The following is a 20919-nucleotide window of genomic DNA, read 5'->3' as shown; positions in this document are numbered from 1 at the left end:
TGCGAATTGCGTGTGATTTGTGCAAACGATAAAAGCTTTTGGAAAATTGTTTGACTTATAAGTCCCAGAAAGTAATATATGCGCCACGCAGCGACGAGAAGCTCTTAACGAGTAACTCGAAGCACTCGAAAGAGGCGTTGTGTGGTGAGGTGGCCGAGAGGCTGAAGGCGCTCCCCTGCTAAGGGAGTATGCGGTCAAAAGCTGCATCCGGGGTTCGAATCCCCGCCTCACCGCCATTTTGCATCCGTAGCTCAGCTGGATAGAGTACTCGGCTACGAACCGAGCGGTCGGAGGTTCGAATCCTCCCGGATGCACCATCTATTACTTCATATTGCTTTATAAGTGATATGAATATCGAGCAGTACAGTAGTAAATCCCGATGCATCCGTAGCTCAGCTGGATAGAGTACTCGGCTACGAACCGAGCGGTCGGAGGTTCGAATCCTCCCGGATGCACCATTTACTATTTCTGAAAGCAGTACCCTGATGCATCCGTAGCTCAGCTGGATAGAGTACTCGGCTACGAACCGAGCGGTCGGAGGTTCGAATCCTCCCGGATGCACCATTATTATTTCTGAAAGCAGTACCCTGATGCATCCGTAGCTCAGCTGGATAGAGTACTCGGCTACGAACCGAGCGGTCGGAGGTTCGAATCCTCCCGGATGCACCATCTTCTCCTTCTTTGTTTATTCCTTCGACGTTCCGTCAGCAATCACACTCTCAGTCAGCGACAAAAATCACCATTTACGATAAAGTAATGCTTTGTTAATCGTTTAGCGAGAGCACGATGTACGCACAGTATGACGGTTTGATCTTCGATATGGACGGCACTCTCCTGGATACCGAACCCACGCATCGTCAAGCCTGGACTGACGTCCTGGGCCGCTACGGAATGCGTTTCGATCTTCAGGCGATGATTGCCCTCAACGGATCCCCCACCTGGCGTATTGCGCAGGCCGTGATTGAACTGAATCAGGCCGATCTCGACCCGCATCTGCTCGCGCGCGAAAAAACCGATGCGGTAAAAGCCATGCTTCTAGATACCGTACGTCCTCTGCCGCTGATTGATGTGGTAAAAGAGTGGCACGGGCGCCGACCGATGTCGGTAGGAACGGGCAGTGAAAGCTCGATTGCAGAAGCTTTGCTCAATCATCTTGGCCTGCGCCACTATTTTTCTGCCGTGGTCGCCGCCGATCATGTTAAACATCACAAGCCCGCACCGGACACCTTCCTGCTTTGCGCAGAATTAATGGGCGTCCCGGCGGCAAAATGTGTCGTTTTTGAAGACGCCGATTTCGGCATTCAGGCCGCGCGTGATGCCGGAATGGATGCGGTGGATGTGCGCTTACTGTGAGTGACGCGCTGTCACTTGCTTCATTATTCGCCAGCAGTTTTTTAAGCGCCACGCTGTTACCGGGAAATTCGGAAGTGGTGCTGGTGGCGATGCTGTTGTCCGGCGTGAGTCAGCCCTGGCTGCTTGTATTAATAGCAACAATGGGTAATAGCCTTGGAGGGCTGACTAACGTTATTCTTGGGCGTTTCTTTCCGCTGCGCGAAAAATCGCGCTGGCAGGAAAAGGCAGTCGGCTGGCTAAAACGCTATGGCGCTGCCACGCTGTTATTAAGCTGGATGCCTGTAATAGGCGATTTACTGTGTCTGCTGGCGGGATGGATGCGCATCTCCTGGGGACCGGTGCTCTTTTTTTTGTGCCTTGGCAAGGCGTTGCGCTATGTTCTCGTGGCGTGGGCAACACTACAGGGTATGACGTGGTGGCACTAATTGGTGGAATGAATACGCGACCTTCAATCGTCAACCATTACAATTATGCTGAGTAACATTACTTTGACAGGCGGGAGGTCAATTTGATCCCGGACGTATCTCAGGCGCTGGCCTGGCTGGAAAACCACCCTCAGGCATTGAAGGGTATTCAGCGTGGTCTTGAGCGTGAAACGCTGCGCGTTAACGCGGACGGTAGCTTAGCGACGACGGGTCACCCGAAGGCGTTAGGCTCGGCGCTGACACATAAATGGATCACAACCGATTTCGCTGAGGCACTGCTGGAGTTCATCACGCCAGTAGAGGGTGATATTGATCATATGCTGACGATCATGCGCGATATCCATCGCTACACCGCGCGCAACATGGGCGACGAACGTATGTGGCCTCTCAGCATGCCGTGCTATATCGAGCAGGGCCAGGAGATTGAGCTGGCGCAGTACGGCACGTCAAATATCGGCCGGCTGAAAACGCTCTATCGCGAAGGGCTGAAAAACCGCTACGGCGCGTTGATGCAGACGATCTCGGGCGTGCATTACAACTTCTCGCTGCCAATGGCGTTCTGGCAGGCGAAATGCGGTGAAACGGATAAAGACGCGATCTCTGAAGGCTACTTCCGCCTGATCCGCAACTATTACCGTTTCGGCTGGGTGATCCCGTATCTGTTTGGTGCTTCCCCGGCGATCTGTTCTTCGTTCCTGCAGGGGAAACCGACCACGCTGCCGTTCGAGAAGACCGAGTGCGGAATGTACTATCTCCCGTACGCCACCTCTCTGCGCCTGAGCGATCTCGGTTATACCAATAAATCGCAAAGCAATCTCGGTATTACGTTTAACGAATTGCACGAATATGTGGCAGGATTGAAGCGGGCGATCAAAACCCCGTCGGAAGAGTACGAGAAAATCGGCCTCGAAAAAGACGGCAAGCGCCTGCAAATCAACAGCAATGTGCTGCAGATTGAAAACGAGCTGTATGCGCCTATTCGTCCTAAGCGCGTAACGCGCAGCGGTGAAACCCCGTCGGATGCGCTGCAGCGCGGCGGGATCGAATACATTGAAGTGCGTTCGCTGGATATCAACCCGTTCTCACCGATTGGCGTTGATGAGCAGCAGATTCGCTTCCTGGATCTGTTTATGGTCTGGTGCGTGCTGGCGGATGCGCCGGAAATGAGTTCAGACGAACTGCTCTGTACCCGTACAAACTGGAATCGCGTGATTCTGGAAGGGCGTAAGCCGGGCCTGACGCTGGGTATCGGCTGCGAAACGGCACAGTTCCCGCTGACCAAAGTCGGCAAAGATCTGTTCCGCGATCTGAAGCGTGTTGCCCGCACAATGGACAGCATTGACGGCGGCGACGCGTATCAACAGATCTGCGACCAGCTGGTGGAATGTTTTGATAATCCGGAACTGACGTTCTCAGCGCGTATTCTGCGTTCTATGATCGATCAGGGCATTGGTGGCACGGGGCGTTCACTCTCAGCGGAGTACCGTGAGATGCTGATGCAGGAGCCGTTAGAAGTGCTGAGCGAAGCGGATTTTGTCGCGGAACGCGATGCGTCCGTGGTGCGTCAGAAAGAGGTTGAAGCGGCGGATACCGAGTCGTTTGAGGCGTTTCTGGCGAAGCAGTCTTAAGCAGAAAAGAAAAAGGCCACATCGCTGTGGCCAAAATATACATCTCTGAATTCAGGGATGATGATAACAAATGCGCGTCTTTCATATAGTCAGACGTGCATTCTGTAGAAGAGTTCAGTTTATTTTAAAAAAAATCACTGTCGGAGGTGACGTATGCCGTTATTAGATAGCTTTACTGTCGACCATACCCGTATGGAAGCACCTGCAGTACGCGTGGCGAAGACCATGCACACCCCGCACGGCGACACGATCACCGTTTTCGATCTGCGTTTCTGCGTGCCAAATAAAGAAGTGATGCCAGAGAAAGGCATTCATACCCTGGAACACCTGTTCGCCGGTTTCATGCGTGACCATCTGAACGGCAACGGCGTTGAGATCATCGACATCTCTCCGATGGGCTGCCGTACCGGTTTCTACATGAGCCTGATTGGCCAGCCGGAAGAGAAACGCGTCGCTGATGCGTGGAAAGCGGCGATGGAAGACGTGCTGAAGGTGAAAGAGCAGAACCAGATCCCTGAGCTGAACGTTTACCAGTGCGGTACTTACCAGATGCACTCTCTGGAAGAAGCGCAGGAAATCGCGCGTCACATCATTGAGCGTGATGTTCGCGTGAACAGCAACGAAGAGCTGGCCCTGCCAAAAGAAAAACTGCAGGAACTGCACATCTAGTGCACCCTACCCTCTCCCTCCGGGAGAGGGTAGGGTGAGGGTGGTTCAACCCCATGACCACAACCGCAACCTTCTCCTTTACCCATCGTCCCCTCGTTCCGTTCGCCCATGATTACGTTCATGGTGACAGCGAGCCGTGGCATGAGCACAGCTGCGCACAGCTGTTGCACACCCTGAGCGGCGTGGTACGGGTCGATACCGCATCGGGCTGCTGGGTTGTTCCTCCCGGTCGCGGCGTCTGGCTACCGGCGGGGACTCGCCACTCGCTTCGCATCACCGGCAACGTGGCGGCGCGAACGCTTTTCATCGATCCGCTGGCGCGGGCCGATCTCCCGGCCACCTGTCAGATCGTGCAGATCGCACCGCTGCTGCGCGAGCTGATCCTCGTCTCTCTTGCTTTACCTGAATCGTACTCGCCCGGCAGCCGGGATGAACGCGTCTATGAACTCATTCTCGATGAAATCCGCACCATGCCTGTGCTGCCGTTTCATCTGCCGGAGCCGGAAAGCGAGGCGTTACGTCACCTGTGTTTGCAAATCCGGCAAAACGCGGGGGAGAGCTGGAGCAGCGCGCAGGCCGCGAGCATGATGAACATGAGCGAGCGCACCCTGAACCGCCATTTTCAGCAGCAGACGGGATTAAGCTACGGCGAGTGGTTGAGAAGGGCGCGCCTGCTGGAAGCCTTAGTGCGGCTGGCGCAGGGCCAGCCGGTGCTGCGCGTGGCGCTGGATCTGGGTTACGGCAGCCACAGCGCCTTTACGGCGATGTTCCGCCGGGTGATGGGCGTCTCACCCAGCGATTACTTTAAGAACGACTGACGGCGTTTAAGAGCGCCTGAAGCGACGCACGCGCCACGTCGCTGTCGATGCCCACGCCCCAGCGGCTGCTGCCGTCCTGGAACAGGCAGCGGATGTAGGCCACCGAGCGGCTGTCGCTGCGTTCGCCTAACGTATGCTCGTGATAATCCTTAATCACGAACGGGGCGTTGACCCAGCGGCTTAAGCCGTGAGCGGCGGCGGAGAGCAGACCATTACCCTGACCTTCCAGCTGACGCGTTCCCCCCTGCGTAGCGATGCTTGCCGTCAAACGCAGCTGGCCGTCCTGCTGGCTGTCGCTGCGGTAGGATTGCAGCGCAAACTGCGGCGTGGCTACCAGGCCGTAGCGGGTGCGGAACAGCTGCCACAGCGCATTCTGCGTCATCTCTTTTCCGTGGCGATCGGTTTCCTGCTGCACGTGCTGGCTGAAATCCTGCTGCAGGGCGCGGGGTAATTTCAGGCCATGATTCTGTTCGATGAGCCACGCGCTGCCGCTTTTCCCTGACTGGCTGTTTACGCGGATCACCGCTTCGTAGGTGCAGCCGATATCCTGCGGATCGACCGGCAGATACGGCATCTTCCAGCGATCGCCAGGCCTGCGGGCATCAAAGCCTTTTTTGATCGCATCCTGGTGCGAGCCGGAGAAGGCGGTATAGGCCAGCCGGCCTGCCCACGGGTGGCGCGGATGCACCGGCAGCTGGTTGCAGGCTTCCACTACTTCCACGACCCGGTTCATATCGCTAAAGTCGAGATTCGGGCTGACGCCCTGGCTGTAGAGGTTCATCGCCAGCGTCACCAGGCAGACGTTGCCCGTGCGTTCCCCGTTACCAAACAGACAGCCCTCCACGCGGTCTGCCCCCGCCATCACGGCCAGCTCGGCGCTGGCGACGCCGGTACCGCGGTCGTTATGCGGATGTACGCTGATGCAGACATCCCGGCGGCGGCTGAAGTGGCGACAGAAATACTCGATCTGGTCGGCATAGACGTTCGGCGTGCTCACTTCGACGGTGGCCGGTAAGTTGATCACCATGGGCCGTTCGTCGCACGGCTGCCAGATCTCCGCCACGGCTTCACAAATCTCCAGCGCAAACTCCGGCTCGGTAAAGCAGAAGGTCTCCGGGGAATACTCATACTGCCAGCGGGTGTCCGGGTTCTCTTCACACAGCTGACGAATTAGCCGCGTGGATCGCGTCGCCAGCTCAACGATTTGCGCTTTTTCCATGCCGAACACCAGGCGGCGGAACAGCGGGGCGGTGGCGTTATACAGATGGACGGTGGCCTGTTTCGCACCGCGCAGGGATTCGAAAGTGCGATGGATGAGATCTTCCCGCGCCTGGGTTAATACCTGAATCGTGACGTCATCCGGGATGCGGTTCTCTTCAATCAGCTGGCGAACGAAGTTGAAGTCGGTCTGCGAGGCGGATGGGAAAGCCACCTCAATTTCTTTAAAGCCGCAGCCCAGCAGCAGATCCCAGAACTGCAGCTTGCGGGTGCTGTCCATCGGCTCGGCAAGGGCCTGGTTGCCGTCGCGCAGGTCGGTGGAGAGCCAGCGCGGCGCGCGGGTAATGCGTTGCTCCGGCCAGCGGCGGTCGGGCAGGGAAAGGGTCGGATAGGGTTGGTACTTGTCGGCGGGTGTGTTCAGCATGATGCGCTCCTGTTGTCTTTTCACTATCGTGAATGGATTTCAGGAGCGCTGCTTTATCGACACTGACAATCGCTGTCGCGTTCTGGACAGGGTGCGGTTTTTTGCCGGATGGCGGCTACGCCTTATCCGGCCTACGTTCGTAGGCCCGGTAAGCGAAGCGCCACCGGGCAACTGTCACAGGATTAGTGCGCACCGCCGCCGCCGCTACCGGCGCCAAACGGCGGTTTAGCAAACCATACCAGCCCCAGCAGGACGATAAAGATCCCTGCCGATATCCAGAAAATCTCGTTGGCGGAGATAATCAGACCCTGGTTGGTGATCTGTTGGGCAATCCACCCTGACGCCTGCTGCTCCGTCATGCCCATTCCCTGCAGCTGGTTGTACATCTGCTGAGAGTTCGGGTTGAACGGGTTCACCGCTTCGGTCAGCTGGGCATGGTGCATCGATTCACGGTTCGTCCACAGGGTGGTGGTGATCGACGTACCAATCGAGCCCGCCAGCGTTCGCGTAAAGTTCGACAGGCTCGATGCGGCCGCCATGCGCTCAGGCGGTAAACCGGAAAGCGTGATGGTGGTCAATGGCATAAAGAAACAGGCCACGGCAAAGCCCTGAATAAACTGCGGCCACGCGGACGCGCCAAAGTCCATTCCCGGTTCGAACGTATACGCGCGCCAGTAGAAGCACACGGCGTACATGATAAAGCTGAACGTCACCAGCCGGCGCATGTCGAGCTTGTGGGCGAAGCGGCCAATAATCGGCGACAGCAGAACCGGAATCAATCCAACCGGCGCCGAGGCTAAACCTGCCCAGGTTGCGGTGTAGCCGTATACCTCCTGCAACAGCTGCGGCAGCAGTACAATCGCGCCGAAGTAGAGCATGTAGGCGAGGCTGATACAGAGACAGCCTATGGTGAAGTTTCGCGACTTAAACAGCGACAGGTCGACTATCGGGTTATCGTCCGTCAGCTCCCAGACAATCAGGAAGCTCAGCGACACCACCGCGACAATCGTCAGGATGATGATCTCCCGGGAGTTGAACCAGTCCAGCTCTTTGCCCTGGTCGAGCATGACCTGCAGGCTACCGATGCCGACAACCAGCAGTGCCAGACCAATGGCGTCGATACGCCGCTGTTCCGTCCGGGTTTCTCTTCCGCGCAGCGACTGGAGCGTCAGCATTACCACGATGGCGCCAATCGGTACGTTGATGAAGAAGATCCAGCCCCAGTGATAGTTGTCGCTGATATAGCCGCCTAAGATAGGCCCGCAAATCGGCGCGACAATCACGGTCATCGACCACAGCGCCAGCGCAATCGAGCGTTTGGCGGGCGGGTAGTTGTTCAGCAGTAAGCTCTGCGACAGCGGGATCAGCGGCCCGGCGACAATCCCCTGAATGACGCGGAAGAAAATCAGCATCGTCAGGCTGCTGGACATGCCGCACGCCCAGGAGGCAAGAACGAACAATACCGTCGACCAGAGGAACAGCTTCACTTCACCGACGCGCTTTGCCAGCCAGCCGGTAATCGGAATGGAGATGGCGTTTGCCACCCCAAACGAGGTAATGACCCAGGTCCCCTGGCTCAGCGACGAGCCAAGGTTACCGGCGATGGTCGGGATCGCCACGTTTGCGATGGTGGAGTCCAGCACCTGCATGAATGTCGCCAGCGACAACGCGATGGTCATAATGACCAGCTGCGCGCCTTCCAGCGGTTTTTGCGGCTTTTGCTGTTGCATAACGCTCACCTTCGGATTAACCGGCGTTTGCCTTCACGATGTCATCGATCAGCTTGTTGACCGGATCGAGGCTAATTTCACGGGCGTTACTTTCATAAGCCGGGCTGCTGCGCACCTGGCTTGCCAGGATCTGACCGTCGCGGTTGGCGGTGTCGACCGTCACCAGCGTTGAGAGGCCGATACGCAGCGGGTGATCCGCAAGCTGTTTGGCATCCAGCTCAATACGCACGGGCAGACGCTGAACCACTTTGATCCAGTTACCGGTGGCGTTTTGCGCAGGCAGCAGGGAGAAGGCGCTGCCGGTCCCCATGTCCAGACCGACCACTTTACCGGTGTACTTCACGTCATCGCCGTAGATGTCGCTGACAACCGTCGCGCTCTGGCCGATACGCATATGGGCAAGCTGTGTCTCTTTAAAGTTGGCGTCTACCCACAAATTGTCTGCCGGCACGACCGCCATCAGCGGCGTGGTTGGGCTAATCTGCGCCCCTGGCTGGACGGAACGACGGGAGACATAGCCGGTCATCGGGCTGACGATTTTGGTACGCTGCAGGGCAAGCCACGCGTTGCGCACTTCGGTCGCCGCCTGCTGTACGGCAGGCTGGTTTTCCAGACTGGTGCCCAGCACCATCGCCTGGTTGGCGTTGTACTGTTGAATCGCCACATCCAGCTGTGCCTGAGCGCTGGCAACGGCGTCGCGGGCGTGCTGCAACTCTTCACGGCCAATCAGGTTGGCGGTGCCGAGCGGAACGCGGCGGTTCAGATCGCTCTGCGCCTGCGCCAGCGCCGTTTTCTGCACGTCGATGTTGGCCTGCAGCTGTTTGCTGTTGATCATCAGCTGGCGGGTCTGACGGACGCTGGAGGCCAGCGCGGTCTGTGCTTTTTCAAACGCCTGCTGGGCGTCGGTTGGATCGAGGGTCACCAACACATCGCCTTTTTGCACAAAGTCGGTATTGTCAGCCCAGACTTTCGTCACGCTGCCCGACACCTGCGCCATAATTTGTACCTGGTTCCCTGCCACGTACGCGTCGTCAGTCTCTTCAGCATGACGCAGTACTAAAAACCAATAGATCCCATATGCCACGGCAATAATGATAAAGAGCAAGGTCAACAGAAGAAGGGCGCTCTTACGTTTGCCTTTCTTGTTGGCCGGTTGCTGCGGGGTAGTGCTCTCCGCATTTGCGCTCATTGTTGTTCTCCACGATCTTCTTATTTTCACATCGGCTGAGCCGACCTGTTGTCAGAAAGGCCAGCACTGTGACGTGCTGGCCTGTCGGTTTTCTTATGAATCTGGAATGGTGAGCGTGTCGTCGCGTTAGCGCAGCGCCTCAAGAACGGCGCCGTCTTCATCCATCTGGTCCAGACGGGTGAGCAGCTTGCGAGTGATGTGCTCAAGCTGGTCGCGCTCGGCGGTGCTGAGGACAGACCAGAGTTTGTGCAGGCAATTGTGCTGAGGTGGCAGCACCTCGCGCAGGAACTGGTGACCTTTATCGGTCAGTTGCAGATGCAGGCAGCGGCGATCGTTGTCGCTTTCACGGCGCTCAATCCAGCCGCGCTTTTCGAGTTCATCGGCAATACGGGTCGCATTGGTACGGGAGGAGCCCAGCGCGCAGCTCAGTTCGGAAGGCTGAATGCTGTGATTTTCCTGAGACTCCAGCGTAATCAACGCCATAAACAACGTCTCGTTAATCCCTTGAGCTTTCAGCATTTTATTACGGTTTTCCAGTAGCTTACCCTGCATGTGCATGCACAGGCGAGTCAGCAGGATTTCCTGATATGGGAAGTCCTCATGGCGACTGGCGCGGAATTTAAGCATTTGTTCAATGGGCGTAAACGAACTATCCATTTGGGCATAACCTCATTAATTACAGCCGATATAGTAACGATAGTGACAAATAATGTAAATGAATTATTTGTGCGGTTATATCCGCCAAACTTATGTCACCATCAGAAAGCGCCGGGTAAGTCCGTGACCCGGTGAGCACAGAAAGCGTTGGGTGTGAACCCGCTGAAGAGAGGATGTGAGGACGGGGGTCTGAACTATTCATGCCGATTGTAAATATGTCACCCACATTAAAATTTCTGGGATAAATGATTACGTTTACATTAACAGAGTGAAGGGCCTCTTAACACCCTAAGAGGCCAACTCAATGTAAATGTTAGTTAATTGCATCCTGACGGTGATAACCACGCCACCATACTAGCAGGTTGAGGGTAGCAACGATGGCCCCGATCGCGCATACCCCCGACCAGCCCGCATGCTGCCACGCCGACGCTGAAATAAGCGAACCTGCCGCGCCGCCGATGAAGTAGCTGGTCATGTATCCGGCCGTCAGGCGGTTACGCGCCTCTGGCTTCACGCGATAGATGACGGTCTGATTGGTGATGTGAACGCCCTGAACGGTGAGATCGAGCACCAGGATACCGACGATCAGCGCCAGCACCGAGATGTGTCCGTACCAGATCGCCGCCCAGGAGAGCAGAAGTAAAACCAGCCCTGCGGAGGTGGTCAGGTGGGATTTGCCCTTGTCGGCCAGCCCGCCAGCGGGGCGTGCCCCCAGCGCGCCTGCGGCACCGGCCAGGCCGAACAGGCCAATCACCCCTTCGGAATAATTGAACGGCGGCGCGGCCAGCAGAAACGCCATTGACGTCCAGAGAATGCTGAAGTTAGCGAAGGTGAAACAGCCCAGCAGGGCGCGGGTACGCAGAAGCTTGTCCTGCGTAAACAGGCTGAAAACGGAGGCCAGCAGCTGAGGATAGTTCAGGTGGTTTTCCTGCTTCACCTTTGGCAGCCCGCGCCACAGCGCCAGCGCCATAACGACCATCAGCACGCTCGCCACCCAGTATACGGTGCGCCAGCCGCCGAGGCTTGCCAGCAGCCCGGCAACGGTACGCGCCAGCAAAATCCCCAGCAGCAGGCCGCTCATGATGGTGCCCACCACCTTGCCGCGTTTTTCCGGAGAGGCGAGGGTCGCGGCGAGCGGGACCAGGATTTGCGCCACCACGGAGAACAGCCCGGTAAGCGCGGTTCCGACGATCATCATCGTCAGCGACTGGCTGCTGGCGGTGATCAGCATCCCACCGGCGGCCAGCAGGGTCATGGAGACGATCAGCATTCGGCGTTCAAACATATCGCCGAGCGGCACCAGGAACAGCAGCCCGGCGGCATAGCCCAGCTGTGCTGCGGTAACGATAAAGCCTGCGGAGCTGGCGGAGAGATTGAACGCGCGGGCGATGGTGTCGAGAAGGGGTTGTGCGTAATAGTTGCTGGCGACCGCCAGACCCGTTGCCACGGACATTAAAAGGATGAGTGCGGGGCTAAGCCCTTGAGCTGTTTTTGTCATTAGTTTCAGGAATCGTTAGTTGAGTGATTATTTTTCCGGAAACCATAATAGCTAATGATTGTGAAAGTGGGGGGATTGTTGGGTGATGTATTGTGCGGTTTAGGTGGATTGTGCGGTTTGATCCCCTCACCCCGGCCCTCTCCCAAGGGGAGAGGGAGATCATCATCCCCTAACCCTCTGGGAGAGGGGTAGGGTTTTGTTTTTACTTCTGCGCTTCAAGCGCCTCTTTCACCCAGCCGTCAAACTGCTGCTGGTGGGCTTTGATCCAGCCGTCAACGTGTCCTTTCACATCCGCTTCAGACGATTTGCCCGCATGCATCATCGCGTTCTGGGCATTAATGTCCGCCAGCGGCAGCTTCATCACCGAGAACAGCTTCGCCGCCGCCGGGTTTTTCTCCGCCCAGGCTTTGTTAGCCACGATATGCATGGTGTTCACCGGGAAGCCGTAGTTCATGCCGTTCGGCAGCTTGGTGTCGATATCCTTCTGCTCGCCCGGAAGGGAGGAGAACGGCACCTGCAGCCACACCACGTCTTTGCCCGGCTTCAGCACGTCGCTTACCCAGTACGGCGTCCAGGTGTAGTAGATCACCGGTTTACCCTCTTTGAAGCGGGCAATGGTGTCGGCCATCATCGCTGAATAGTTGCCGTGGCTCACGTCGACGGTTTTTGCCAGGTCAAAGGCTTTGTTCTGGTGGTTAATCACTGCTTCACAGCCCCAGCCCGGCGAGCAGCCCATCATGTCTGCCTTGCCGTCACCGTTGGTGTCGAACAGTTTGGCGATCTTCGGATCTTTCAGCTGTTCAATATTGGTGATGTGGTACTGGTCCGCAGTTTTCTTGTCAATCAGATACCCCTGCGCCGCACCCGTCACGAAGGTCCCCTCGCGATAGAACTTCTTGTCACCGCCGGCGGCGGCATACATGTCGTCGTGCAGCGGCTGCCAGTTGACGGCGGTAAAGGTGGCGTCACCGGAGGCAATCGAGGTGTAGCCCACGTTGTAATCTACTTCGCTCGGCGTGTTAACCGTGTAGCCCAGCTTCTCCAGCGCGCGGCTGACGATCAGGGTCTGGAAGCTCTCTTCCGAAATGGTGCTCTGCACCGGCTGTACGGTAATGCCTTTGCCAGGCAGGTCAGCCGCAAACGCGCTGGTGGAGACAAGGGTGGCAAACGCTGTGGCAAAAAGTACGTTATGTCGCATCGTTGTTCCTTATTTTGATTTCGTGAAAGGGCGGGTGAGTAACCCGACAGGGCCGGTGGTATACCAGCGACGGTTGCCGCGACTGCGTGAATCACGACCGACGGCCTGAGTCAGGCGGTCAAGGATAATGGCGAGGATCACAATGCCGACGCCGCCGACGGTGGCCAGCCCCATATCGAGACGGCCAATGCCGCGCAGCACCATCTGACCCAGTCCGCCAACGGCGATCATCGAGGCGATCACCACCATCGACAGGGCCAGCATCAGCGTCTGGTTAACGCCCGCCATGATGGTCGGCATCGCCAGCGGAAGCTGAACCTTAAACAGCATCTGGCGCGGACTGGCGCCGAACGAGCGTGACGCTTCGATCAGGTCCGCAGGTACCTGGTTAATCCCCAGAATGGTCAGACGAATAATCGGCGGCAGGGCGAAGATAATGGTCACTACCACCCCCGGCACGTTGCCGATGCCGAACAGCATCACGATAGGCACCAGATAGACGAACGCCGGGGTGGTCTGCATCGCATCCAGCAGGGGACGAATTATCTTCGCCGCTCGAGGGCTGCGCGCCAGCCAGATCCCCATCGGCAGGCCGATGACAATGCAAAAGAGCAGGGCGGTCAGCACCAGCGCCATGGTGATCATCGCCTGCGACCACGCGCCAATCGCGCCGATAGCGATCAGAGAGATCAGCGTGGCGACCCCCATGCCCGCGCTACCGAACTGCCAGGCGATCAGGGAGAACAGGATAATCGCCACCGGCGCCGGCATGCCCAGCATCAGCTGCTGGAAGCCGTTCAGGATGTAATCCACCGGGACGCGGATCCCCTGGAAGACCGGACGGAAGTGCGTGACCACCCAGTCGATCCCCTCTGTGACCCAGCTGTCCAGCGGGATCAGCGTTTTATGGAACGGATCCATGATGTTGAAATGTTCTGGCGCAGGCGCGGGTGCGCTGTTGAGCCAGTCTGCCGCGCCGCCGCCATCGGTCGGCGCTGGCGTGGAACCCCACGCGTCGGCGGATTGCGCAGCGCTGTCCGCTGCCTCAGTGGCGCCCCACGGGTTAGATTGATCTGTCATTGTTTGCCCCCTCGCGATCTAAAGCCTGCAGCAGCATCCTTTTTGAGATGATGCCGACGTACTGTTGTTCCTCACCCACGACCGGCACGGCGCACGGCGCCTGGCCCACGTGAGAGAGCAACTCGCTGAGCGGCGTTTCGGCGTCCACGGCAAGCGGAGCGTCAATTAACGCCGTATCGATTCCCTGGTTCTCAGTGAGAGCCGTTTTCAGGGAGTCGATGGAGACAATGCCAACAAATTTATTGCCGCGTTCAACCAGATAACCGTATTCACGGTCTTCATCCTGCAGCAGCTTCAGCGCCGAGCGCGGGCCGAAGCCTGGCGTTTTACGGATAATGCCGTTTGGCGTTCGGCGGGCAATATCTTTGGCGCTAAAGACCTGGCTAATATCCACGCCGCGGAAGAAGGTGCGGACATAATCGTTCGCCGGATTATTGAGAATTTCATCCGGCGTGCCGACCTGCACCACTTCACCGTTTTGCATAATGGCAATGCGGTCGCCAATACGCATGGCTTCATCCAGATCGTGGGAAATAAAGACAATCGTTCGCTGATGTTTAGCCTGTAATTTTACCAGCTCATCCTGCATCTCGGTGCGAATTAACGGATCGAGGGCGGAGAAGGCTTCATCCATTAATAATATGTCTGGATTAATGGCTAATGCACGGGCTAATCCCACGCGCTGACGCATACCGCCGGAAAGTTCATCCGGGTACGCATGCGCATAATTTTCCAGCCCGACCTGACGCAGCGCATCAAGGGCTTTTTCCTGACGTTCCTGAGCCGGCGTGCCGGCTAATTCCATGCCGAAAGCGGTATTATCCAGCACCGTCATGTGCGGCATTAGCGCGAATGACTGGAACACCATTGCGATCTTCTTTCTGCGCACCTCGCGAAGCTCTGCGTCTGATATTCTGGCGATATCCACGCCGTCAATCAGCACCTGCCCGCGGGTGGGTTCAATCAGGCGATTGAGAAGGCGAACCATAGTGGATTTACCCGAACCGGATAATCCCATGATGACAAAAATCTCGCCTTCTTCAATGGCCAGACTGGCGTCTTTAACGCCAAGCGATAGCCCGGTTTTTTCCAGAATTTGCTCTTTCGTAAGGCCTTTCTCAATATATTTGAATGCGCGCTGCGGGTGCTCGCCAAATACTTTATAAAGATTTTTCACTTCTAATTTAATTGCCATGCAATAGAGAGTGTCCTGTTATTTGTTTATGCCGATATGATTACCATGGTAAATTGTTAACGGGCATAACCCTAACATACTGAGAATCTGAGACAACCCTGAGTCGGGCTAAGGGCGGAATTTTGAAGTAAGCGAAACGGCTGAATTTCCCATGAATAAAGGGCTGAGGGCGGTTTGAATTTTTCTCAATTTTTTGCTGCTGCATCGGGAAATTTCGCCTGAACCGGAATGATTCAGGCGAATATGACGTGGAAATTACAGTGTAGTTGTTTTGTAAATATTAGAGCGGGAGTTGTTGGGTTTATATTAAATTAACGAACGTTAGCGTTCATTAAAAATCCCAGTCTTCATCCTCGGTTTCCACCGCTTTGCCCATCACATACGATGAGCCAGATCCCGAAAAGAAATCGTGGTTTTCGTCGGCATTGGGCGACAGCGCGGCCAGAATCGCCGGGTTCACCTCCGCCATCTCCGGCGGGAAAAGCGCGTCGTAGCCCAGGTTCATCAGCGCCTTGTTGGCGTTGTAGCAGAGGAAGGCCTTCACGTCGTCCTCCCAGCCGGTGCCGGCGTAGAGTTCCTCGGTATAGCTCAGCTCGTTGTCGTACAGATCCATCAGCAAATCGAGCGCAAAGCCTTTAAGCTCCTCGCGCTTCGCCTCGCTGACATTCTCCAGCCCTTTCTGATACTTATAGCCAATGTAATACCCGTGCACCGCTTCATCGCGAATGATGAGCCGAATCAAATCGGCGGTGTTGGTGAGCTTGCCCCGGCTCGACCAGTACATGGGCAGCCAGAAGCCGGAATAGAAGAGGAAAGATTCCAGGAACACGCTGGCGATCTTTTTCTTCAGCGGCTCGTCGGCGCGGTAATATTCCAGAACCAGCTCCGCCTTTCTCTGTAGTGACTCGCTCTCTTCACTCCAGGCGTAGGCTGCGTCCACGTCTTTGGTCTGGCAAAGGGTCGAGAAAATCGAGCTGTAGGAGCGGGCATGCACCGCCTCCATAAAGCTGATGTTCGACATCACCGCCTCTTCGTGCGGCGTGAGCGCGTCGCTCATCAGCGCGGGTGCACCGACGGTATTCTGAATGGTGTCCAGCAGCGTCAGGCCGGTAAAGACGCGGATCGTCAGCTGCTGTTCGGCGTGGCCGAGCGTTTGCCAGGCCGGAATATCGTTGGAGAGCGGAACCTTTTCCGGCAGCCAGAAGTTGCTGGTCAGGCGGTTCCATACCTCCAGGTCTTTATCGTCCTGGATTTTGTTCCAGTTAACGGCACTCACGCGTGACAGTTTCATCCTTTCTCCTTACAGCGCGCAGGACACGCAGCCTGCGATTTCGGTGCCTTCCAGCGCAAGCTGGCGCAGGCGAATGTAGTAGAGCGTTTTGATGCCTTTCTTCCAGGCGTAGATTTGCGCTCTGTTGATATCCCGCGTGGTGGCGGTGTCCGGGAAGAACAGCGTCAGCGACAGCCCCTGGTCCACATGTTTTGTCGCTTCGGCGTAGGTATCGATGATTTTCTCCGGGCCGATCTCATACGCGTCCTGATACAGCGCCAGGTTCTCATTGGTCATAAACGGGGCAGGGTAGTAAACGCGCCCGGTTTTGCCTTCCTTACGAATTTCAATTTTCGACACGATCGGATGAATGCTCGACGTGGCGTGGTTGATGTAGGAAATCGATCCGGTCGGCGGGACGGCCTGCAGGTTCTGGTTATAAATGCCGTAGCGCATCACCTCGTCTCGCAGCTGCTGCCACATCTCGCGCGTCGGCAGGGTAATCCCCGCGCGGGCAAAGAGTTCGCGCACTTTTTCGGTTTTCGGCTGCCAGTCGCCTTCCAGATACTGGCTGAAATATTCCCCGCTGGCGTAGCGGGACAGCTCAAAGCCCGCGAACCGCTGGTTGCGCTCGCGCGCCAGCATCATCGAGGTGTGCAGCGCGTGCCAGGTAATGGTGTAAAAATAGAGGTTGGTGAAATCCAGCCCTTCCGGACTGCCGTAGGCGATGCCTTCCCGCGCCAGATAGCCGTGCAAGTTCATCTGCCCCAGACCGATGGCGTGCGACGCGGCGTTGCCTGCTTCTACAGACGGCACGCTGCGGATGTGGCTCATGTCCGATACCGCCGTCAGCCCGCGGATGGCGGTATCCACCGTGCGGCCAAAGTCGGGGGAATCCATGGTGTGGGCAATATTCAGCGACCCGAGGTTGCAGGAGATATCCTTGCCGATGTCCGCGTAGTCCAGGTTCTCGTCGTAGGCTGACGCGCTGTTGACCTGCAAAATCTCCGAGCACAGGTTGCTCATGTTAATACGCCCGGCAATCGGGTTCGCGCGGTTCACCGTATCCTCAAACATGATGTACGGATAGCCGGACTCAAACTGGATCTCCGCCAGCCGCTGGAAGAAATCGCGGGCGTTGATGGTTTTTTTGCGAACGCGGTCGTCGGCCACCAGTTCGTCATAAAGTTCGCTGATGGCCACGTCGCCAAACGCTTTGCCGTAAATACGCTCAATATCGTACGGCGAGAAGAGCGCCATCTCGGCATTATCCTTAGCCAGTTTAAAGGTGATATCTGGGATCACCACGCCGAGCGACAGGGTTTTGATGCGAATTTTTTCGTCGGCGTTTTCGCGCTTGGTATCGAGAAAACGCAGAATGTCCGGGTGGTGCGCGTGCAGGTAAACCGCGCCCGCGCCCTGACGCGCGCCAAGCTGGTTGGCATAGGAGAAGGCATCTTCCAGCATCTTCATCACCGGGATCACGCCGGAGGACTGGTTTTCGATGCGCTTGATCGGCGCGCCCGCTTCACGCAGGTTCGAGAGCAGAAACGCCACGCCGCCGCCGCGTTTGGAAAGCTGCAGCGCCGAGTTCACCGCGCGGCCAATCGACTCCATATTGTCTTCGATACGCAGCAGGAAGCAGGAGACCAGCTCGCCGCGCTGGGCTTTGCCGCAGTTGAGGAAGGTCGGCGTGGCGGGCTGGAAGCGTCCGGAAAGGATCTCGTCGGCGAGCTGCTCCGCCAGCGCTTCATCACCCTGCGCCAGGGTCAGCGCCACCATCGCCACGCGATCTTCAAAGCTTTCTAAGTAGCGTTTACCGTCAAAGGTTTTCAGGGTGTAGCTGGTGTAATACTTCCACGCGCCGAGGAAGGTCTGGAAACGAAAGCCGCTGGCGTGGGCGCGCTCAAACAGCTTCACCACAAAGGCGCGGTCGTAGCGGGTGAGCATGCGCGCGTCGTAGTAGCCCTCGTTAACCAGATAGTCGAGACGTTCATTCTGGCTTGCAAACGTCATGCTGTTGGGCCGCACGTGGGCGGCAAAAAAGGCGTCCACCGCCTCACGATCTTTATCGAACTGAATGCGCCCCTCCCGATCGTAGAGGTTAAGCATGGCGTTTAATGCGTGGTAATCCGGTGTCGCCTGAATCACCCGTTCTGCGGTTGTCGTTGCCAAAATTCGTTCACTCCTTTACGCACGTTTTCGACGTCCTGCTGTGTCCCCATCAGCTCAAAACGATAGAGATACGGCACGCCGCATTTTTGAGAAATGACATCCCCGGCGCGGCCAAAGGCATCGCCGAAATTGCGATTCCCCGCCGCGATCACGCCGCGGATTAGCCCGCGGTTATGAGGATCGTTCAGAAAGCGGATCACCTGGCGAGGCACGGCTCCTGCCGTACCGCCGCCGCCATAGCTGGGCACCACCAGAATGTAAGGTTCCTCTACCCGGATCCGCTCCCGCTCGTTCAGCGGAATGCGCACCGCAGGCAGCCCGACGCGCTCAATAAAGCGGAGCGTGTTTTCCGAGCTGCTGGAGAAGAAAACCAGCCCACTCATGCCCGGGCGGCCTGAGCGCTCAGGCGGTTAATCATGTCCGGGCGGAAACCAGACCAGCTTGTCTCCCCGGCGACTACCACCGGAAGCTGACGAAAACCCTGCTTGCGCAGGGTATCTGCGGCCTCGGGGACCTGGTCAACATTCACCATTTCAAACGCCACGCCGCGGCTTTCCATTGCCCGTTTGGTCGCGTGGCACTGAACACAATCGTTACGAGTGTAAATAATAATGCTCATGATTCGTATTTCCATTTAAAATGAGAGTACGGCGCGAATCATCGCGTCGGGTTGTATGTATCTTGCTAAAAGGAATACTAGATGTAGTTGTCTTAAGTTTCAACCATACAAGATATGGGAAATTTAGATTGATATCGCCCCAGTGATGAGCACAGCGGGGCAGGGCAGGCTGTACGGGTTTTTCAGGCTAACGGGCATAAAAAAGCCCCGGCGCCTGAGGCTACCGGGGCAGAAAACGCGGGCTTATTTACGCAGGCTGAGCAGGGCACCGACGAAGATGCCGACCGCCGCGACGGTTCCCAGAGTACATAGCGGTTTTTCACGCACGAAGGTCGTAGCACAGCTTGCCATATCGCAGGCAGCCTGCGTGGCGCGTGAACGTCCGTTCATACGGGCGCGAGTTTCACGGAGCAGAGACTGAGCCTTACGCTTTGCGGCATCCGCTTCGTCCTTCGCGTCACTTCCCCAGGACTTCAGCACCTCTTCCAGCGTGTCCGCTAATTGGCTGACATCATTACGAATATCCTGAGCGTCGTCATTAATATCGTTTCGGTTCGGTCTGTTAAACATACGATCCTCCGTAATTTTGTGTTCCCGTTCAGTTTAGTTCAGAAATTTAATATCTGAAGCGCATCACGCGTTATCCGGCAGTTTATGGACTATTCTGAAAGCCCTGCTATTGCTGAATACTGTAAGGTTGCCGGGCAGGAAAAGATAACGAGGAAAAGATATGTATTTACGACCTGACGAGGTGGCACGCGTTCTTGAAAAAGAGGGATTCACCATGGATGAGGTGACGCCAAAAGCGTATGGATATCGCCGCGGCGAGAATTATGTTTATGTTAATCGCGAAGCAAGAATGGGACGTACCGCTCTCATTATTCACCCGACGCTGAAAGACAGAAGTCTGTCATTTGCTGAGCCTGCCTCGGATATTAAAACCTGCGATCATTATCAGCAATTTCCGCTCTATTTAGGCGGTGAACGGCATGAGCATTATGGTATTCCGCACGGTTTCAGTTCGCGTATGGCGCTGGAGCGATTTTTGAAGGGATTGTTTGGCGACGTACAGTAAATCCGCGACTGGCGTGCGCCAGTCGCTTCACATCACGCTTTTGCCTGGCTGTACTGGCTGACCTTAAACAGGCGGCGACAGTAGTCGAGGAAATAGCCGTAAACGGCTCCCATCAACATCGAAATGACAATATTCGAACTCACCGCCGCAGCGATCTGGTGCCAGTCTGCACCGACTGTCAGGAGAATGGCCACGTAAACCGGCGACTGGAACGTCACATACGCCAGAACGTCTGCAAGGTTTTTCACCCAGCCTGCAGGACTGATACGACGCGCGAAGCGCATTACCGCATCGCGGTATAAACCATAAGGCCATGCAATGATAATATTGACCGGGATCGCCACCAGACGAGAAGAAAGCGACTGCTCGAAGGACATTCCGGAGAGGAATATTTCGATCAGCATGTTCACGACGGAACAGTAAACAACCATCGCGAAAGTATCCGCCACCGCGTGGCGCAGGCGAGATTGCGGCGAGAACATGTCTGAACTCCTTGAGAAGAACACAAAAGAAACGATTTTCCTTCGGCGGTTAGTGCTTTAGGTTGGTTTGTTTGACGTGTATAGCGTATATCTCTGAGTTTGAACTAACAACTAGTGATTAATTTTTATTTAAGCGTCTTTTGTCCACAAAATTCTCTAAAGTTGTTCGTTTTTTGTTCCGATCGTTATAATCTGTCTCGTTTGAGAGTTTTTATA

General features: G+C 56.3%; 20 protein-coding genes and 5 tRNA genes. 11 read left to right on the top strand and 14 right to left on the bottom strand.

Going from position 1 to position 20919, the window contains the following annotated elements:
• Positions 1-143: 143 nt before the first annotated feature.
• From ACERY3_RS18625 to ACERY3_RS18580, 10 genes are all read left to right on the top strand, one after another.
• A tRNA-Ser gene (locus tag ACERY3_RS18625) sits at positions 144-236 on the top strand.
• A gap of 4 nt (positions 237-240) precedes the next feature.
• Positions 241-317 (top strand) — tRNA-Arg (locus tag ACERY3_RS18620).
• Between the two features lie 64 nt (positions 318-381).
• A tRNA-Arg gene (locus ACERY3_RS18615) sits at positions 382-458 on the top strand.
• Positions 459-487: 29 nt separating this feature from the next.
• Positions 488-564, top strand: a tRNA-Arg gene (locus ACERY3_RS18610).
• 28 nt (positions 565-592) lie between these two features.
• Positions 593-669: transfer RNA gene (locus ACERY3_RS18605), tRNA-Arg, on the top strand.
• Positions 670-786: 117 nt separating this feature from the next.
• A complete protein-coding gene (gene yqaB / locus ACERY3_RS18600) occupies positions 787-1353 on the top strand; it encodes a fructose-1-phosphate/6-phosphogluconate phosphatase (protein ID WP_023308940.1) in 567 nt (188 codons plus the stop codon).
• Positions 1350-1778 (top strand): YqaA family protein, encoded by a 429-nt coding sequence (locus ACERY3_RS18595; protein WP_008499541.1) that lies wholly within the window; start codon positions 1350-1352, stop codon positions 1776-1778. Before yqaB ends, ACERY3_RS18595 begins: the two co-directional genes overlap by 4 nt.
• A gap of 83 nt (positions 1779-1861) precedes the next feature.
• Entirely contained in the window at positions 1862-3406 is a 1545-nt protein-coding gene (gshA, locus tag ACERY3_RS18590; RefSeq protein WP_033146364.1) for a glutamate--cysteine ligase, read from the top strand.
• 153 nt (positions 3407-3559) lie between these two features.
• Positions 3560-4075, top strand: a complete 516-nt coding sequence (luxS, locus tag ACERY3_RS18585) for an S-ribosylhomocysteine lyase (protein ID WP_008499539.1) — start codon at positions 3560-3562, stop codon at positions 4073-4075.
• Between the two features lie 53 nt (positions 4076-4128).
• Positions 4129-4893, top strand: coding sequence for a helix-turn-helix transcriptional regulator (locus tag ACERY3_RS18580; RefSeq protein WP_373226225.1), 765 nt, complete (start codon positions 4129-4131; stop codon positions 4891-4893).
• Here the strand turns inward: ACERY3_RS18580 and leuA are convergent.
• The 13 genes from leuA to ACERY3_RS18515 all read right to left on the bottom strand — a co-directional run bounded on the left by leuA (position 4880) and on the right by ACERY3_RS18515 (position 19716).
• Positions 4880-6535, bottom strand: coding sequence for a 2-isopropylmalate synthase (gene leuA / locus ACERY3_RS18575; RefSeq protein ID WP_373226223.1), 1656 nt, complete (start codon positions 6533-6535; stop codon positions 4880-4882). The two genes, ACERY3_RS18580 and leuA, sit on opposite strands and share 14 nt — an antisense overlap.
• Before the next feature lie 182 nt (positions 6536-6717).
• Entirely contained in the window at positions 6718-8265 is a 1548-nt protein-coding gene (emrB, locus tag ACERY3_RS18570; protein WP_038417314.1) for a multidrug efflux MFS transporter permease subunit EmrB, read from the bottom strand.
• Between the two features lie 16 nt (positions 8266-8281).
• Positions 8282-9454, bottom strand: coding sequence for a multidrug efflux MFS transporter periplasmic adaptor subunit EmrA (emrA, locus tag ACERY3_RS18565; protein ID WP_023308934.1), 1173 nt, complete (start codon positions 9452-9454; stop codon positions 8282-8284).
• Positions 9455-9580: 126 nt separating this feature from the next.
• Positions 9581-10111: a transcriptional repressor MprA gene (gene mprA / locus ACERY3_RS18560; protein ID WP_023333174.1), complete on the bottom strand. Its 531-nt coding sequence runs from the start codon at positions 10109-10111 to the stop codon at positions 9581-9583.
• Between the two features lie 313 nt (positions 10112-10424).
• Entirely contained in the window at positions 10425-11609 is a 1185-nt protein-coding gene (locus ACERY3_RS18555) for an MFS transporter (protein ID WP_039263411.1), read from the bottom strand.
• A 202-nt stretch (positions 11610-11811) separates the two neighbouring features.
• Positions 11812-12807, bottom strand: a complete 996-nt coding sequence (gene proX, locus ACERY3_RS18550) for a glycine betaine/L-proline ABC transporter substrate-binding protein ProX (RefSeq protein ID WP_045404718.1) — start codon at positions 12805-12807, stop codon at positions 11812-11814.
• 9 nt (positions 12808-12816) lie between these two features.
• Positions 12817-13887, bottom strand: coding sequence for a glycine betaine/L-proline ABC transporter permease ProW (proW, locus tag ACERY3_RS18545; RefSeq protein WP_058841100.1), 1071 nt, complete (start codon positions 13885-13887; stop codon positions 12817-12819).
• On the bottom strand, positions 13871-15082 hold the full coding sequence (proV, locus tag ACERY3_RS18540; protein WP_039263415.1) for a glycine betaine/L-proline ABC transporter ATP-binding protein ProV: 1212 nt from the start codon (positions 15080-15082) through the stop codon (positions 13871-13873). Before proV ends, proW begins: the two co-directional genes overlap by 17 nt.
• Positions 15083-15413: 331 nt before the next feature.
• A complete protein-coding gene (gene nrdF, locus ACERY3_RS18535; protein WP_369604464.1) occupies positions 15414-16373 on the bottom strand; it encodes a class 1b ribonucleoside-diphosphate reductase subunit beta in 960 nt (319 codons plus the stop codon).
• Between the two features lie 9 nt (positions 16374-16382).
• On the bottom strand, positions 16383-18527 hold the full coding sequence (nrdE, locus tag ACERY3_RS18530; protein WP_373226221.1) for a class 1b ribonucleoside-diphosphate reductase subunit alpha: 2145 nt from the start codon (positions 18525-18527) through the stop codon (positions 16383-16385).
• The gene (gene nrdI, locus ACERY3_RS18525) at positions 18500-18910 is read right to left on the bottom strand and encodes a class Ib ribonucleoside-diphosphate reductase assembly flavoprotein NrdI (protein ID WP_021241965.1); all 411 of its coding nucleotides are present in this window, start codon (positions 18908-18910) and stop codon (positions 18500-18502) included. Before nrdI ends, nrdE begins: the two co-directional genes overlap by 28 nt.
• Positions 18907-19146: a glutaredoxin-like protein NrdH gene (gene nrdH, locus ACERY3_RS18520; protein WP_045889183.1), complete on the bottom strand. Its 240-nt coding sequence runs from the start codon at positions 19144-19146 to the stop codon at positions 18907-18909. Before nrdH ends, nrdI begins: the two co-directional genes overlap by 4 nt.
• A gap of 243 nt (positions 19147-19389) precedes the next feature.
• Positions 19390-19716 (bottom strand): DUF883 domain-containing protein, encoded by a 327-nt coding sequence (locus ACERY3_RS18515; protein WP_023308924.1) that lies wholly within the window; start codon positions 19714-19716, stop codon positions 19390-19392.
• Positions 19717-19876: 160 nt separating this feature from the next.
• Here ACERY3_RS18515 and ACERY3_RS18510 point away from each other — a divergent pair, with 160 nt between their 5' ends.
• Positions 19877-20221 carry a DUF2002 family protein gene (locus ACERY3_RS18510; RefSeq protein WP_023308923.1) on the top strand — a complete coding sequence of 115 codons (345 nt, stop codon included), beginning with the start codon at positions 19877-19879 and terminating at the stop codon, positions 20219-20221.
• A gap of 32 nt (positions 20222-20253) precedes the next feature.
• Here ACERY3_RS18510 and alaE read toward each other — a convergent pair whose 3' ends face one another.
• Positions 20254-20703: an L-alanine exporter AlaE gene (gene alaE, locus ACERY3_RS18505; protein ID WP_008502567.1), complete on the bottom strand. Its 450-nt coding sequence runs from the start codon at positions 20701-20703 to the stop codon at positions 20254-20256.
• Positions 20704-20919 lie beyond the last annotated feature (216 nt).

The organism is Enterobacter cloacae complex sp. ESBL7 (assembly GCF_041679625.1).
GTDB classification, from domain to species: Bacteria; Pseudomonadota; Gammaproteobacteria; order Enterobacterales; family Enterobacteriaceae; genus Enterobacter; species Enterobacter asburiae_B.
Note: the sequence above shows the minus strand (reverse complement) of the source record. Positions and strands in the feature narration are given on the sequence as shown.